At 31.4% G+C, this 15,775-nt stretch carries 16 protein-coding genes; 12 read left to right on the top strand and 4 right to left on the bottom strand.

The annotated features are described in order from the left end of the window. Positions 1-8: 8 nt before the first annotated feature. Both ACQ65T_RS03260 and ACQ65T_RS03255 read right to left on the bottom strand, forming a co-directional pair. Complete coding sequence (locus tag ACQ65T_RS03260) at positions 9-1,601, bottom strand: S8 family peptidase (RefSeq protein ID WP_430399667.1); 1,593 nt, start codon at positions 1,599-1,601, stop codon at positions 9-11. Positions 1,602-1,679: 78 nt separating this feature from the next. Next, entirely contained in the window at positions 1,680-2,540 is an 861-nt protein-coding gene (locus ACQ65T_RS03255; protein ID WP_430399666.1) for an MBL fold metallo-hydrolase, read from the bottom strand. 165 nt (positions 2,541-2,705) lie between these two features. On the opposite strand from ACQ65T_RS03255, the gene ACQ65T_RS03250 reads away from it, so the two are divergent. The 12 genes from ACQ65T_RS03250 (at position 2,706) to ACQ65T_RS03195 (ending at position 13,020) form a co-directional block, all read left to right on the top strand. Continuing rightward, entirely contained in the window at positions 2,706-3,035 is a 330-nt protein-coding gene (locus ACQ65T_RS03250) for a HesB/IscA family protein (protein ID WP_430399665.1), read from the top strand. A gap of 9 nt (positions 3,036-3,044) precedes the next feature. Beyond that, the gene (gene sufB / locus ACQ65T_RS03245; RefSeq protein WP_430399664.1) at positions 3,045-4,493 is read left to right on the top strand and encodes a Fe-S cluster assembly protein SufB; all 1,449 of its coding nucleotides are present in this window, start codon (positions 3,045-3,047) and stop codon (positions 4,491-4,493) included. 34 nt (positions 4,494-4,527) lie between these two features. Continuing rightward, complete coding sequence (sufC, locus tag ACQ65T_RS03240) at positions 4,528-5,277, top strand: Fe-S cluster assembly ATPase SufC (protein WP_430399663.1); 750 nt, start codon at positions 4,528-4,530, stop codon at positions 5,275-5,277. 28 nt (positions 5,278-5,305) lie between these two features. After that, complete coding sequence (gene sufD / locus ACQ65T_RS03235; RefSeq protein WP_430399662.1) at positions 5,306-6,622, top strand: Fe-S cluster assembly protein SufD; 1,317 nt, start codon at positions 5,306-5,308, stop codon at positions 6,620-6,622. A gap of 105 nt (positions 6,623-6,727) precedes the next feature. Next, a complete protein-coding gene (locus tag ACQ65T_RS03230) occupies positions 6,728-7,714 on the top strand; it encodes a DUF2157 domain-containing protein (protein ID WP_430399661.1) in 987 nt (328 codons plus the stop codon). After that, on the top strand, positions 7,698-8,855 hold the full coding sequence (locus ACQ65T_RS03225; protein WP_430399660.1) for a hypothetical protein: 1,158 nt from the start codon (positions 7,698-7,700) through the stop codon (positions 8,853-8,855). Before ACQ65T_RS03230 ends, ACQ65T_RS03225 begins: the two co-directional genes overlap by 17 nt. A 69-nt stretch (positions 8,856-8,924) precedes the next feature. Beyond that, entirely contained in the window at positions 8,925-10,139 is a 1,215-nt protein-coding gene (locus ACQ65T_RS03220) for an aminotransferase class V-fold PLP-dependent enzyme (RefSeq protein ID WP_430399659.1), read from the top strand. A gap of 100 nt (positions 10,140-10,239) precedes the next feature. Next, positions 10,240-10,725, top strand: a complete 486-nt coding sequence (locus tag ACQ65T_RS03215) for a hypothetical protein (protein WP_430399658.1) — start codon at positions 10,240-10,242, stop codon at positions 10,723-10,725. 3 nt (positions 10,726-10,728) lie between these two features. Then, positions 10,729-11,148 carry a SufE family protein gene (locus tag ACQ65T_RS03210; RefSeq protein ID WP_430399657.1) on the top strand — a complete coding sequence of 140 codons (420 nt, stop codon included), beginning with the start codon at positions 10,729-10,731 and terminating at the stop codon, positions 11,146-11,148. A 10-nt stretch (positions 11,149-11,158) separates the two neighbouring features. Further along, positions 11,159-11,482 carry an SUF system Fe-S cluster assembly protein gene (locus ACQ65T_RS03205; protein WP_430399656.1) on the top strand — a complete coding sequence of 108 codons (324 nt, stop codon included), beginning with the start codon at positions 11,159-11,161 and terminating at the stop codon, positions 11,480-11,482. A 72-nt stretch (positions 11,483-11,554) separates the two neighbouring features. After that, positions 11,555-12,058, top strand: a complete 504-nt coding sequence (locus ACQ65T_RS03200) for a DUF2480 family protein (RefSeq protein ID WP_430399655.1) — start codon at positions 11,555-11,557, stop codon at positions 12,056-12,058. 74 nt (positions 12,059-12,132) lie between these two features. Continuing rightward, entirely contained in the window at positions 12,133-13,020 is an 888-nt protein-coding gene (locus ACQ65T_RS03195) for a DUF3078 domain-containing protein (protein ID WP_430399654.1), read from the top strand. A 42-nt stretch (positions 13,021-13,062) separates the two neighbouring features. On the opposite strand, the gene hflX is transcribed toward ACQ65T_RS03195, so the two are convergent. Together hflX and ACQ65T_RS03185 are read right to left on the bottom strand one after the other, a co-directional pair. Beyond that, positions 13,063-14,292 carry a GTPase HflX gene (gene hflX / locus ACQ65T_RS03190; protein WP_430399653.1) on the bottom strand — a complete coding sequence of 410 codons (1,230 nt, stop codon included), beginning with the start codon at positions 14,290-14,292 and terminating at the stop codon, positions 13,063-13,065. 90 nt (positions 14,293-14,382) lie between these two features. Next, positions 14,383-15,768, bottom strand: coding sequence for a DUF5689 domain-containing protein (locus ACQ65T_RS03185; RefSeq protein WP_430399652.1), 1,386 nt, complete (start codon positions 15,766-15,768; stop codon positions 14,383-14,385). Between the last annotated feature and the right edge of the window lie 7 nt (positions 15,769-15,775).

The raw sequence follows: 15,775 nt of genomic DNA, 5'->3' as shown, positions 1-15,775 counted from the left end.
GAAATTTATTATTTCGACATTTTTTCAGCCATCAATAAAGCATTGTAGGCATTAACAATTTTACCTGTTTTAGAAGCGTCAGCAAAGTTTACTTTGTGTTTGTCTTCTCCAACAGTAACTGTGTTTTTTAAAGGAGTTCCACTTTCCATAATAATTTGTTTCACTTGTGAAGCACTTAATTTTGGATAGTACGAACGAATCATTGCAGCAACACCAGCTGTGTTAGGTGAAGCCATAGAAGTTCCTCCTAAGTATTCATAAGTTTGGTCTGGAGTAGTAGCATAGATTTGAACACCTGGAGCATAAATATCTACATTCTTCTTTCCATAGTTAGAAAAACTTGCCACCATTTTCGAACCATAATCTGGAGCTAACGCACCAATAATTAATACATTATTAGAAATTTCTGGGGCACCATCGTAAGAATCAGAAGGGTATTTGTTTTCAACATCTAAATCTTTTGAATCATTACCTGCAGCAAATATTACCAATACATCTTTTTCAGCAGCATATTTTAATGCATCTTGGACCCATTCTTTATTTGGAGAATAATATTTTCCAAAAGAACCATTGATTACTTTTGCTCCGTTGTCAACTGCATAACGAATACCTAAAGCGATGTCTTTGTCGTACTCATCTCCATTTGGAACAGCTCTTACAGCCATAATTTTTACATTTGTAGCGACACCGTCTCCACCTTTGCCGTTTCCTCTTACTTGAGCAACAATTCCAGCTACGTGAGTACCATGTTTAGCGTCTTTAGCAACAGGTCCAATTACGTTATTGTTTCCGTATTTTGTATCATTAATATCATTTGGATTATCTCCAACGATTGAACGACCATCAAAATCAACATTTAAGTTGTAGTTTAATTGACCATATACATAATCAACACCACTTTGAATTCTTTTATCAAAAGCTTCTTTAGATTGTCCAGAAAGAATTTGTGTAAACATTCCTTTGTATTGAAGAAGTGTCTCATCAGTTGTTTCCATTCCTTTTACATCATCTAAATTGAAATTATCTTTTTTCAAATGCGCTTTTATGGCTTTGTCAGCATTAACAATCATGTCAATTTGCTGTTTTGTTTGCATTAAACCAGCTAGTTCTTCATCTAATTGCGCTTTTGCTTTTTCATAATTAGGAGTTCCAGGGCCTTTTTTAACGATACGCGTCATCTCTAACTGCTCGTCATTACTGTCTCCTAAGAAATTCCAACCATGAACATCATCAATGTAACCATTGTTGTCATCGTCTTTACCGTTGTTTGCTATTTCCTTTGGGTTATTCCAAATAACTCCTTGTAGATCTTCATGTCTAATATCAACACCAGAATCAACAATACCAACAATTACAGTTGTTCCCTTTTTTCCTTTTAATAATTCAGCATAAGCTTTATCAACACTCATTCCAGGAACAGTGTCTTTAACTAAGTCTAAATGACTCCATCTTTTAAGATCCTTTTCAGCTAAAGGAGTTATTTTTAAAGGTAAATTGTCAATGTTTTCTACAGGAGTAGAAACCATAGTTTTAGCACCACCACAGCTAGCTAATGCAAAAGCTAATGCTACGGATAAGTACAAAGGTTTAATAATTCTCATTTGTATAATTTTATGGTTATAAATATTTATATATGTCAAAAATCTGCTTAATTTGTTACAAAACAGACATTCTTAACTTTATTTTAAGATTTCATTACAGGTAAAAACATCTTTTAATCTTACCCCTTTTTCTGTATGTTGTACAGTTATTATTTGATTGTGTGCATCATGCTCTAACCATAAATAATAGTCGTTATCAGCCGCAGCCTTTAAAAAAATTTCTTTTTCATCCATTGATAATAATGGCCTTGTGTCATAACCCGTTACATAAGGAATTGGAATGTGTCCTGCTGTTGGTAACATATCAGCACAAAAAACAATGGTTTTACCTTTATAAATTATATGTGGTAACATTTGCTTTTCGGTGTGACCATCTGCATAAAAGATATCAAAGTTTAATTCTTTTGAAAAACCGAAGTTTCCATTAGGTCTTTCAATAAAGTTTAATTGACCGCTTTCCTGCATTGGAATAATATTTTCACGTAAAAAAGAAGCTTTTTCTCTTGCGTTTGGTTCAGTTGCCCAATCCCAATGATTTTCGTTTGTCCAAAATTTAGCATTTTTAAAAGCGACTTCGTAACCTGTTTTGTCTTTGTTCCAAATTACGCTTCCTCCACAATGGTCAAAATGTAGATGAGTCATAAAAACATCAGTAATATCATCCCTATGAAAACCAGCGTTTTTCAAAGATATATCTATACTGAATTCTCCCCATTGGTAATAATATCCAAAAAATTTTTCAGACTGTTTGTTCCCCATTCCATTGTCGATTAATATTAATCGATTCCCGTCTTCAATAAGTAAACATCGAGCAGCAATGTCAATTAGATTGTTGTTGTCTGCCGGATTAGTTCTGTTCCAAATTGTCTTGGGAACTACCCCAAACATTGCGCCGCCATCTAATTTGAAATTTCCAGCTTCAATTGGATATATGTTCATAATACTAATTTCGATGCAAAATACAAAAATTTGAGAATTTTAAAGCAACAAAATCAGTATAAGGCAAAACTATTGAGTTATAAGTTATAAAAATGTTATTCTTTGAGGAAAAAAGTATATTATGCCTTATATTTGCAGTTAATTTAGACAAAATCAAAATAACAAATGATTAAAGTTTCTGATGACGCAAGTAAAAAAATCGTAGCAATGATGCAAGATGACGGTTTTGATGCAGCTAAAGATTACGTTAGAGTTGGCGTAAAAAGTGGTGGCTGTTCTGGTTTGTCATACGATTTAAAGTTTGACAAAGAATTAGGCGAAAATGATAAAGTTTTTGAAGATAATGGAGTTAGAATTGCTGTTGAAAAGAAAAGTTTTCTTTATCTAGCAGGAACAATTTTAGAGTTTTCAGGAGGATTAAACGGAAAAGGATTTGTGTTTAATAACCCTAACGCACAAAGAACCTGTGGTTGTGGGGAGAGTTTTTCACTTTAAAACAAAAAAATGTCAAAATATACTGAAGACGACTTAAAAGTCGAATTAGAAAATAAAGAATACGAATACGGATTTTATACCGAATTAGACTCGGAAACTTTCCCGATTGGACTAAATGAGGATATTGTTCGAGCTATTTCTTTAAAGAAGGAAGAGCCGGAATGGATGACAGAATGGAGATTAGAAGCTTTTAGAGTTTGGAAGGAAATGGTAGAGCCTGAATGGGCAAATGTTCACTATCAAAAACCCGATTTTCAAGCTATATCTTATTATTCTGCACCTAAAAAAGTAGATCCAAATAAAACTTTAGATGATGTAGATCCTGAGCTATTAGAAATGTATAAAAAGCTAGGAATCTCTGTAGATGAGCAGAAAAAAATGAACAACGTTGCAATGGATATTGTAGTTGACTCGGTTTCTGTAGCTACAACTTTCAAAAAAACGTTAGGAGAAAAGGGAATTATTTTCATGAGTATTTCCGAAGCAATTAAGGAGCATCCAGAATTGGTTCGTAAATATCTAGGAAGCGTTGTTCCAACAACTGATAATTTTTATGCCGCTTTAAACTCTGCCGTTTTCTCTGATGGAAGTTTCTGCTATATTCCAAAAGGAGTTAGATGTCCAATGGAACTTTCTACCTATTTTAGAATTAATCAGGCAGGAACAGGTCAGTTTGAAAGAACACTTGTTATCGCAGACGAGGGAAGTTATGTCTCTTATTTAGAAGGGTGTACGGCTCCAAGTCGCGATGAAAATCAATTACATGCAGCTGTTGTTGAATTAATTGCATTAGATGACGCGGAAATAAAATATTCTACAGTTCAAAACTGGTTTCCTGGAAATAAAGAAGGAAAAGGTGGTGTTTATAATTTTGTAACGAAAAGAGGTTTGTGTGAGAAAAATGCAAAAATTTCTTGGACGCAAGTTGAAACTGGTTCAGCAGTAACTTGGAAATATCCTTCATGTGTATTAAAAGGAGATAATTCAATAGGAGAATTTTATTCAATTGCAGTAACTAATAATTACCAACAAGCAGATACGGGTACAAAAATGATTCACTTAGGTAAAAACACTAAGTCAACCATTATCTCAAAAGGTATTTCGGCAGGAAAATCTCAAAATAGTTACAGAGGTTTAGTGCAAATTTCTTCAAGGGCTGAAAACGCACGTAATTTTTCACAGTGCGACTCTTTATTAATGGGAAATAATTGCGGCGCACATACATTTCCTTATATTGAAAGTAAAAATACAACAGCAAAAATAGAACACGAAGCTACCACATCAAAAATTGGTGAAGACCAAGTTTTTTATTGTAATCAACGTGGTATTCCAACTGAAAAAGCCATTGCTTTAATTGTAAATGGTTTTAGTAAAGAGGTATTAAACAAATTACCAATGGAGTTTGCTGTTGAAGCTCAAAAATTATTAGAAATTTCGTTAGAAGGTTCGGTAGGTTAATTAAAATAATTAAGAATAAAAACACATTCATAAAATGTTATCAATAAAAAATTTACACGCTTCAGTAGAAGATAAAGAAATATTAAAAGGAATTAACCTTGAAGTTAAAGCAGGAGAAGTACATGCAATTATGGGCCCAAATGGCGCTGGTAAATCTACATTATCTTCAATTATTGCTGGAAACGAAAACTATGAAGTTTCAGAAGGGTCAATTGAATTAGAAGGAGAAGATATTTCAGAATTAGCTCCAGAAGAAAGAGCACATAAAGGTGTTTTCTTGTCGTTTCAATATCCAGTGGAAATTCCAGGAGTTTCGGTTACTAATTTTATTAAAACTGCTATTAACGAAACTCGTAAAGCAAAAGGACAAGAAGACATGCCTGCAAACGAAATGTTGAAGTTAATTCGTGAAAAATCTGAATTATTAGAAATTGACCGTAAGTTTTTATCACGTTCTTTAAATGAAGGGTTTTCTGGAGGTGAAAAAAAACGTAACGAAATTTTCCAAATGGCAATGCTTGAACCAAAATTAGCAATATTAGATGAGACCGATTCTGGCTTAGATATAGATGCTTTAAGAATTGTTGCAAACGGAGTAAATAAATTAAAAAGTAAAGACAATGCAGTTGTTGTCATTACACACTATCAAAGACTTTTAGATTACATCGTTCCAGATTTTGTTCATGTATTAATGGATGGGAAAATAGTTAAGTCAGGTGGAAAAGAACTAGCTCTAGAGTTAGAAGAAAGAGGATACGACTGGATTAAAGCTGAATTAGTTTAAAGTCAGAAAGTCTAAAGACAAAAATAAAATGGAATTAAAAGAAAAATTAATATCGTCTTTCATGGCGTTTGAAGAAAAAATAGATACTTCTTCATCATTACATGATGTAAGATCTGCAGCTATAAAAAACTTCGAAGATAAAGGCTTTCCTTCTAAAAAAGAGGAGGCTTGGAAATACACCTCTTTAAATGCAATTTTAAAGAATGATTTTTCAGTGTTCCCAAAAAAGGAAAATGCAATTGAATTTGCTGAGGTAAAAAAATATTTTTTACATGACGTTGATACTTATAAAGTAGTATTTGTTGATGGCCTTTTTTCATCTTTTTTATCTTCAACTACACATGATGGATTGGACGTTTGTTTAATGTCCTCTGCTTTAAATAAGCCAAAATATAAAATGGTTATTGATGAGTATTTCAATAATATTGCCAGCAAAGAGGAAAGTTTAACAACTTTAAACACCGCATTTGCAAAAGAAGGTGCTTATATAAATGTTCCAAAAAGTAAAGTAGTAGAAAAACCAATTGAAATTATTTACTTTTCAACAGGAAATGAAGCTGCTTTAATGGTTCAGCCAAGAAACTTAGTAATTGTAGGAGAGAATGCTCACGTTCAAATTATTGAGCGTCATCAAAGTTTGAATAGTAATCCTGTTTTAACGAATTCAGTTACCGAAATATTTACTCAAAAAAGAGCTATTGTAGATTATTATAAAATTCAAAACGACGTACAAACCGCCAATTTAATTGACAATACTTACATTGCTCAAAAGCAAGAAAGTAGAGTAGCGGTGCATACTTTTTCATTTGGAGGAAATATTACACGTAATAATTTAAACTTTTATCATCAAGGTGAGCGAATTGACTCAACTTTAAAGGGAATTACAATTATTGGCGATAAACAACATGTTGATCACTATACTTTAGTACAACACGCAACCCCAAATTGCGAAAGCCACCAAAATTATAAAACCATATTGAGTGATAGTTCAAATGGTGTTTTTAACGGAAAAATATTTGTTGAAAAAGAAGCGCAAAAAACAAATGCATTTCAGCAAAACAACAATATCCTTTTAAGTGATAAAGCAACTATTAATGCAAAGCCACAATTAGAGATTTTTGCAGATGATGTTAAGTGTTCTCACGGTTGTACCATTGGTCAATTAGACGAAAGCGCAATGTTTTATATGCAACAACGCGGAATTCCTAAAAAAGAAGCACGTGCCTTATTAATGTATGCTTTTTCTAATGAAGTAATTGAAAGCATTAAAATACCTGAATTAAAACAACGTATTACAAAGATTATCGCAACTAAATTAGGTGTAAACTTAGGTTTCGATTTATAGTAAAGAATATATAAGTATTATAAAAACCGCTTTTTGAGCGGTTTTTTGTTTTTAAAAACATAATCCATAAACTTTTAGTATTTTTGAGCATAACACTTTCGTTTTATGATAGAAAAAACCAGTTTCCTAACTTCAAAATTATTTGAAAAAGATTTCATATCCAAAGAACAATTAGACGACTTTAAAGAATACAAAGCAAAGAACATTTTTTCTTTAAATACCGAGTTATTGTTATTAATGTATGCTTCTGTTATGCTATTTACTTCTGGAATAGGTGTATTAGTTTATCAAAATATTGACAGTATTGGTCACATAGCAATTTTAGCATTTGTTTTATTATTAACGGTTCTTTGCTTTTATTTTAGTTTTAAAAATGCACCAACTTTTAATAAATTGGAAACCAAATTTAAGAATCCGATTTATGATTATGTGGTATTAACAGGTAGTATTTTGTCGTGTATTTTTTTGGGTTACGCCCAATTTCAATATGCTGTTTTTGGATTGGATTATAAATGGGTTTCTCTTTCTTCGGCTCTAATTTGCTTTGTAATTGCGTATTATTTTGACAGTAGAATGGTTTTGTCTATTGCATTAACAGCTCTTACAACATTTATTGGAATTACATTAACGCCACAAAAGTTTTTTGAAAATGAATTTATGTCTAACCCTGTGTTATTGTTTTCAGGAATTGTATTAGGGGTTATGCTTGTGGTTTGGACTATTTATTCTGAAAAAGTAGGTCTTAAAAAACACTTTTACTTTGTATTTTACACATTTGCACAACATTTAATAGGCATTTGTTGTTTGTCTGGATTGTTCCAAGAACAATGGTATTTGTTCTTACCTATATTTTTATGTTTTATCTATTATTTTTATAAATTGAGTTACACTTATTTTGCTACTTCGTTTTTTGTTTTTACCCTTTTATACGGGTTCATTGGACTTAATACAGTTTTAAGTAAGGTTTTTGATAATTCATTTTTAATTGAGTTTATAATAATGATTTCTCCTTTTTATTTTATTGGAAGTATTGTTGTGTTCATAAGTTTGGTCAAAAAATTTAATAAAGAAAAACATGCAAGCATATCATAAAGATTTATTAGAAAATGAAGCAATGATATCAAACGCAAAATCATTGTTTACACAAAAATTTATCTCTAAAGAACAACTTAATGAAGTTACTTCTAAGTTGGTTTCTTTAGACACAAACCCTAATTTATTAGTCCGATTTGGGTTTTTCTTATTGGGTTGCTTTTTGTTTTCATCAATTGTAGGTTCTATTTCATTACTTTTTATTCCTTTATTAGATTCAAATTATCAAATTGTTCCTTTTTTTTATTTTGGTGTTGGAATAATTGTTCTTGAAATTTTAGTGCATAAAAACTATTTTAAACACGGATTAGATGATGCGTTTATTGTTTGTTCACAATTGGCACTTTATATTGGAGTAGGTATTTTGTTTGAGTCGTTTCTAGCAGTTTATTTAACCATGTTTGTGTTTGGCGCACTATTTTGTATTCGATATGTAAATGCACTTTCTATGTTTGTAAGTTGTATTGGCTTAATGGCATTTATTTTCTTGTCAATTACCGAGCATTCGTTTATACCAAAAGCATTATTGCCTTTCATTGCTTTTTTCATTGCCGTTTTATTGTACAGTATCTATTTAAAATTAAATTCAATTGATGATTTTTATTTTTACGAATTTGCACTTCAAAATCTAAAAATATTCAGTCTTGTTTTGGCGTATTTTTCGTTGAATTATATGGTGGTAAGAGAATTGTCGGAATCGTTGCTTAATGTTGAGGTATTGCTTGGAGAAGATATTCCGTTGGCTTTTATATTTTATGCTACAACTTTCATTATTCCTGCTTCTTATATTGGTTATTCATTGTTTAAAAAAGATAGAATCATTCTTTTTGTTGGAATTTTAGCCTTTGCTTATTCGATATTTACGATTCGTTTTTACTACCAATTACTACCAATAGAAGTCGCTTTAGTAATAGGCGGAATTGTTTTGTTTATTGTAGCCTATTTAAGTATTAAACGCTTACAGTTTTGTGAAACCGGATTGACTTTTAAACCCGATAGAGGTTCGGATTCTAGTTTGTTAAAAAATGCGCAAGCACTAATTGTTTCTGCCCAAGTACCAAATGCTCCAGTTCCAAACCAGAGCGATATGCCTTTTGGTGGTGGTGGTTTTAGTGGAGGAGGAGCTGGTTCAAAATTCTAATTTTTTTAACCTTTATTTATTCTAGTTTTAAATAATCAAATTGTAAATTTGTACACAAATTGATTTATAATGTTTGATGTTCAAAAAATAAGAGCCGATTTTCCAATCCTTTCACAAAAAGTGAATGGAAAACCGTTGGTTTATTTTGATAATGGAGCAACGGCTCAAAAGCCGCAAGTGGTAATTGATGCTATTTCTAAATATTATAGCGAAATAAATGCTAATATTCATCGTGGTGTTCATACATTGAGCCAATTGGCTACAGATGCTTATGAAGCGTCGAGAAACACCATTCAAGCTCATTTAAATGCAAAATACAACCACGAAATAATTTTTACTTCGGGAACGACTTTCGGGATTAATTTAGTTGCCAATGGTTTTGCAAGTTTATTAAAAGCTGGTGATGAGGTTGTGGTTTCGGCATTAGAACACCATAGTAATATTGTGCCTTGGCAGTTTTTATGTGAAAAGACTGGAGCTAAATTAGTTGTTATTCCGATGAATGATGAAGGAGAATTGGTAATGTCTGAATTTGATAAATTACTTTCACCTAAAACTAAAGTTGTTGCTGTAAACCACATTTCAAATGCATTAGGAACACTAAACCCAATTGAATATATTATTGAAAAAGCACATGGATTAGGAGCGGCTGTTTTAATTGATGGAGCACAAGCAACTCCTCATTTGCGTCCAGATGTTCAAGCTTTAGATTGTGATTTCTATGTTTTTTCTGGACACAAAGTGTGTGGTCCAACAGGAGTTGGTGTTTTATACGGAAAAGAAGAATGGTTAAATAAGTTGCCTCCATTTTTGGGTGGTGGCGAAATGATCAAAGAAGTGAGTTTCGAAAAAACTACTTATGCCGAATTGCCTCATAAATTTGAAGCCGGAACGCCAAATATAGCTGCAGGAATTGTATTAGGAACTGCAATTGACTACATGAACAACATAGGTTTTGATGCTATTGCTAATTATGAACAAGAATTGTTGGACTATGGTACCAAAAGATTATTAGAAATTGAAGGATTAAAAATCTACGGAACAAGTAAAAATAAAGCTTCTGTAATTTCATTTAATATTGAAGGAATTCATCCGTATGATATTGGCACGATTATAGATAAATTAGGTATAGCGGTTAGAACCGGTCATCATTGTGCACAACCTATTATGAGTTATTATAATATTCCAGGTACAATAAGAGCAAGTTTTGCTTTTTATAATACCAAAGAAGAAATTGATATCTTTGTAGAAGCGGTTAAAAAAGCACAAATGATGTTATCTTAAAACTTTAATTATGAAATGAGCATGAACGAAAATTGGTTGCAAACACCATTGAAGATATGCGAATTACATAGGACCCATAAAAAACAATAAATAGCTACATATGAAACTACTAACATTTATAACAGCACTTTTCATTACTATTACAAGTTGTAATTGTCAAAAAGCCACAACCAAGGAATCTAATTTGCTTGCGGCAAAAGAAAATAACACCAATATGAACCAAGAATCAAATGTTCCCGTAATGATTTATGAAGCTAATTCAAGAGGTTACTTTATAAAATTAAAAGTAGAGAATAGAAAAATCTATATTTCAAAAGATAGAAACGCAAGTGATTTTAAAACTTCAAATGTAATTTCTGATAATGACTGGAATTTGATTTCTAAACTTGCATTAGCTGTGGAATTAGATAAAGTTAAAGATTTAAAGTGGCCAACAGAAAAAAGGTTTTATGATGGGGCTACTCATGCTAATATTACATTTATTAGTAATAATATAGAATATCCAGCAAATGGATTTGATGGTGGTTTTCCACCTAAAGAAATAGCTACATTAGTAAATAAAATTGTTGAATTAGGAGAAAAATAATAAATGACGATACAACAAATACAAGAAGAGATAGTAGATGAGTTTTCAATGTTTGATGATTGGATGGAACGTTATGAATACATAATTGAACTTGGAAAATCACTGCCTTTAATTAATGAAGACTTTAAAACGGAAGAAAACATAATTAAAGGATGCCAGTCTAAAGTTTGGGTACATGGAGAAGAAAATGATGGAAAAGTTGTTTTCACTTCTGATAGTGATGCTATTTTAACAAAAGGAATCATTGCAATTTTAATTCGTGTTTTCTCAAATCAAACTCCCCAAGCTATTTTAGATGCAAATACCGATTTTATAGATGAAATTGGCTTAAAAGAACACTTATCACCAACTCGTGCAAACGGATTGGTTTCTATGATTAAAAAAATAAAAATGTACGCTTTAGCTTTTCAAGCAAAGCAATAATGATAAAAAAATGGAAGAATTTAACGATACGATTAATTTAGGGGAAAGTGTAGTAAAAGTTTTAAAAGGCATTTACGATCCAGAAATTCCTGTAGACATTTACGAATTAGGGTTAATTTACGATGTAATGATTAACGAAGATAACGAAGTAAAAGTATTAATGACACTTACTTCGCCAAATTGTCCAGTTGCAGAAACTTTACCCATGGAAGTTGAAGAAAAAATAAAGTCATTAGATCCTGTGAAATCTTGTGAAGTAGAAATTACATTTGACCCACCATGGACAAAAGATTTAATGAGTGAAGAAGCTAAGCTTGAACTAGGGATGCTGTAAATCAGTTAGCAGTATTCAGTTTCTAGTTGGCAATTTTCTGAACACTATTACTGATAACTGAACATTAAAAATATGGATGAAATTGTAAATAAAGTTGCCAATAGTAAGCTAATGGTTTTCGACTTGGAAGATTTTTTTCCAAAACAAGAAGTATGTAGTTTAGATATTGCTCAGTTTTTATTTGAAGGATTTATTTTAAAAGAAAAAGAATTTAGAGATCAATTAAAAAACTTTAATTGGGAACAATTTGATAATACATATGTTGCTATTTATTGCAGCACAGATGCTATTTTGCCAGCATGGACTTTTGCATTGGTTGCTTCATATCTATCATCAAGCTCTATAGCTTCAATACAAGGTTCTAAAAAAGAAATGATTGTTTCTATTTATTTAAAAAAGCTTGATACCATTGACTTTTCAATCTATAATAATTTACCAGTAATTTTAAAAGGTTGCTCTAAAAAAGAAGTTCCCCAAGAAGTTTATGTATTAGCAACACAAAAATTAATTCCTTTTGCCAAAAGCATTATGTTTGGCGAAGCCTGTTCTACAGTTCCTCTTTTCAAAAGAAAATAAATCTGTTTGTAAGCCTGTTTTGATTATTGTTTGATTATTAGTACTTTCGCGTTTTTAATTTTTAAAACGAAGAAATGAAAAAACTAATTTTTACACTTTTATTAGTATCAACAACGGTTTTTGCTCAAAAAGCAGAAGGCGAATTAATAAATGTAACTTCGGCTGCTGAAACTAAAGCAAAAGACACTACAAACATGGGATGGAAAAAAGGAGGAAACTTTGTTTTTCTTTTCAATCAATCAGCTTTTAATAACGAATGGTTAGGAGGTGGAACATCAAATATGGCTGGTAATTTTGGAGTTAATTATGACTTTAATTATAAAACAGCAGAAATGATTTGGGATAATAAAATCATTCTTGCATATGGACTAACTAAGTTAAAAGGCCAAGAATCTACTAAGTCAGATGATAGAGTTGAATTTACTTCTTTGTTAGGTAAAAAAGCTAAAGGCTATTGGTTTTATTCAGGTTTTTTAAATTTTAGAACTCAAATGGATTCAGGTTTTGATGCTGCTACTGGAACTAAGATCTCACACTTCTTTTCTCCTGCCTATCTTCAAGCTGGTCCTGGTATGTTATGGAAGAAAAGCGATAATTTAAAAGTTAATATTGCTCCAGCAACTTCTCGTATGATTTTTGTACACGACCATTTTACTGAATTTAGTTCTGCTTTTGGAGTGGAACAAGGAGAAACAACAAGATTTGAATTTGGAGCCGCTTTAAATGCTTATTATAAATTTTCAATAATGGAGAATGTAACAATGGAAAACATTGCTAATTTGTATTCTAATTACTTAGATAAACCTGGAAATGTTGATATTGATTATCAAATGAATTTAGTAATGAAGATAAATAAGTACCTTTCTACTAATGTTTCTTTTCAAGCCATTTATGATGATAATGCGATTGCAGCATTTCAAATTAGAGAAGTATTCGGTTTAGGATTAAACGCAACATTTTAATCAAATTTATATAAAAAAAGACCTCAATTTTGAGGTCTTTTTTTAATCTTCTGTTTCTTCAACAGTATCTTTATATTCAGGATATAAGAAATTATTATATGGGAAACGAGTAATATGAACATCTCTTACGGCATCATATACTTTTTCTCTAAAAACCTCAAAGTTTTCTTTATTGGTCGCTGAAATAAACAAAGCGTTGCTTTCACCAACATTATGCATCCATGTTTTTTTCCATTCTTCTAGCGAATAATGTTTTGGTTCTCTTTCCGTCATCAAATCATCTTCAGCTAAGAATACGGGTTTGTAAGCATCTATTTTATTGAAAACCATAATGATTGGTTTGTCGTCTGCTTTAATATCTTTTAAAATTGTATTAACGGATGCAATATGATCTTCAAATTCAGGATGAGAAATATCAACAACATGCAACAATAAATCAGCCTCTCTCACCTCATCTAAGGTGCTTTTAAACGAGTCTACAAGTTGTGTTGGAAGTTTTCTAATAAAACCAACAGTGTCGCTTAAAAGAAAAGGTAAATTTCGAATAACTGTTTTTCTCACTGTTGTGTCTAAAGTAGCAAACAGTTTATTTTCTACAAAAACATCACTTTTACCTATAGCATTCATCAATGTTGATTTCCCTACATTGGTATAACCTACAAGCGCAACTCTAACCATTGCACCTCGATTACCTCGTTGCGTAGCCATTTGTTTATCAATTGCTTTTATTTTGTCTTTTAAAAGCGAGATTCTATCTCTAACTATACGTCTATCTGTTTCAATTTCCGTTTCTCCAGGTCCACGCATTCCAATTCCTCCTTTTTGACGTTCAAGATGCGTCCACATTCCAGAAAGTCTTGGTAATAAATATTGGCATTGAGCTAATTCAACCTGTGTCCTTGCATAGGATGTCTCTGCACGCTGTGCGAAAATGTCTAAAATAAGATTGGTTCTGTCTAAGATTTTACAATCAATAATTTTAGATATATTTTTTTGTTGAGAGGGCGTTAATTCATCATCAAATATAACTGTTGAAATAGCATTGTCAATTACATAATGATTTATTTCATCTATTTTCCCAGTTCCTACAAAAGTTTTAGGGTTTGGTTTTTCCATTTTTTGTGAAAAACGTTTTACCACTTCACCTCCTGCAGTATAAGTTAAGAACTCTAATTCGTCTAGATATTCCTTTAACTTTTCTTCGTCTTGGTTTTGCGTAATAATACCAACGATAACCGTTTTTTCAAAACTGTGTTCTATTTTTTCTAACATTGTCTTTCTTTATCATTACAAAGGTAAGATTATTTACCATAAAAAAACCTCCTGGATTGCAGGAGGTTTTTTTTATATAAAAATGTTATATTAGTTTATAACTATATCGTCAATTTGCATTGTTGTTGTTGGCCCACCAGAACCGTTTCCAATATATTCAAATACGAAGAATCCGTTTCCAGTAACTCCAACAGGAATATTATACACTCCACTATTCAAGAAGTTTGTCGAATAACCTGAAGAAGGTCCATTGTCTATAGTGAAATTTGAAGTGATATCTGTTAAAGTTGCTGTTGTAATTTGATTTCCAGGAACATAATTTGTAGTATAATATACTTTTAATACCGCGCCGTTATTAAAACCAGCTTTTGTTTTAAATTGTAATGTATTTGCAGCAGTCATATTAATAGGTACAATAAACAATGTTCTGTTTGCTTCAGGTGTTCCACCAAAAGAAGACATTTGAATATATGTATTACCACTAAATATTTTTCTTTGCCAATATCTACTTCCTGTAGCTGCATCATTAATGTAAGCAGGGAAATTTTGTTGGTTTGTTGTTGTATAAGATGTAAAAGGCTCATTTAATGTATTGTTGTATACAATACTAGCACCAACTAAAGGAGGGAAAAAATCAATTTCCATTCTAGCATCCGTTAAATTGATGTCGTTTAATGTTCTTACCATAAATTGGAAATCACTTCCAAATTTTGTTAAAACCCCTCTAATTTTACCAGACTCACTTGGAACACTTCCAGATGCAAAAGTTGCATATTCACTAATTCTTACAATAATTTTGTTTCCAAACTCATCAGTAATTTCATGATTTGTTGCACCCCCTAAGTTGTTAACCGACTCATCAAAATAAGTTTTACCTAATGAAGCATCTGTAAACTGAACAGCATCAAATTCAATTAACATGTTCAAATTTGTGTTATTTTTTGCGTCTGAAATTGTTAAATATTTAACAATGTTATCTTCATTTTCTTTTGTACAAGAACGAGTTAAAATAGACTCATATTCAACACTAGAAATTCTTCCTACTTCATCATCTGAAGGATCTGCTGGAGTATCATTATCATATAATGAACCAATTACAGTTGAACTGTTTTCAGTAACAAAATAACGATCTTTCATGTTTACAAATACTTTTCTTCCTGGTTCGAATTTAGTATATATGTTATAAGCATCAATAGGCATGCTAAAACCAACTAAACCATCTACAGAAACAAATGAAATTGATTTATAAAAATTTCCACCTTCATCACTTGAAGTTACATACGCTTCAATTACATCGTCACCAATATATTGTTGGAAAGACGTTGTAGATGTTGTTGTAATATCCTGAACGGTTTTAGTAACAGTTAAATCTGTACAATTATCCGATAAATCAGGAGTTCCATAATCATCACTATTTACACAACTTACAATTGAAGCTGCAATAGCAAGACCAAAAATTAATTTTATTTTTTTCATAGCTTGT

It is taken from the genome of Flavobacterium sp., assembly GCF_965284515.1.
GTDB lineage: Bacteria > Bacteroidota > Bacteroidia > Flavobacteriales > Flavobacteriaceae > Flavobacterium.
Note: the sequence above shows the minus strand (reverse complement) of the source record. Positions and strands in the feature narration are given on the sequence as shown.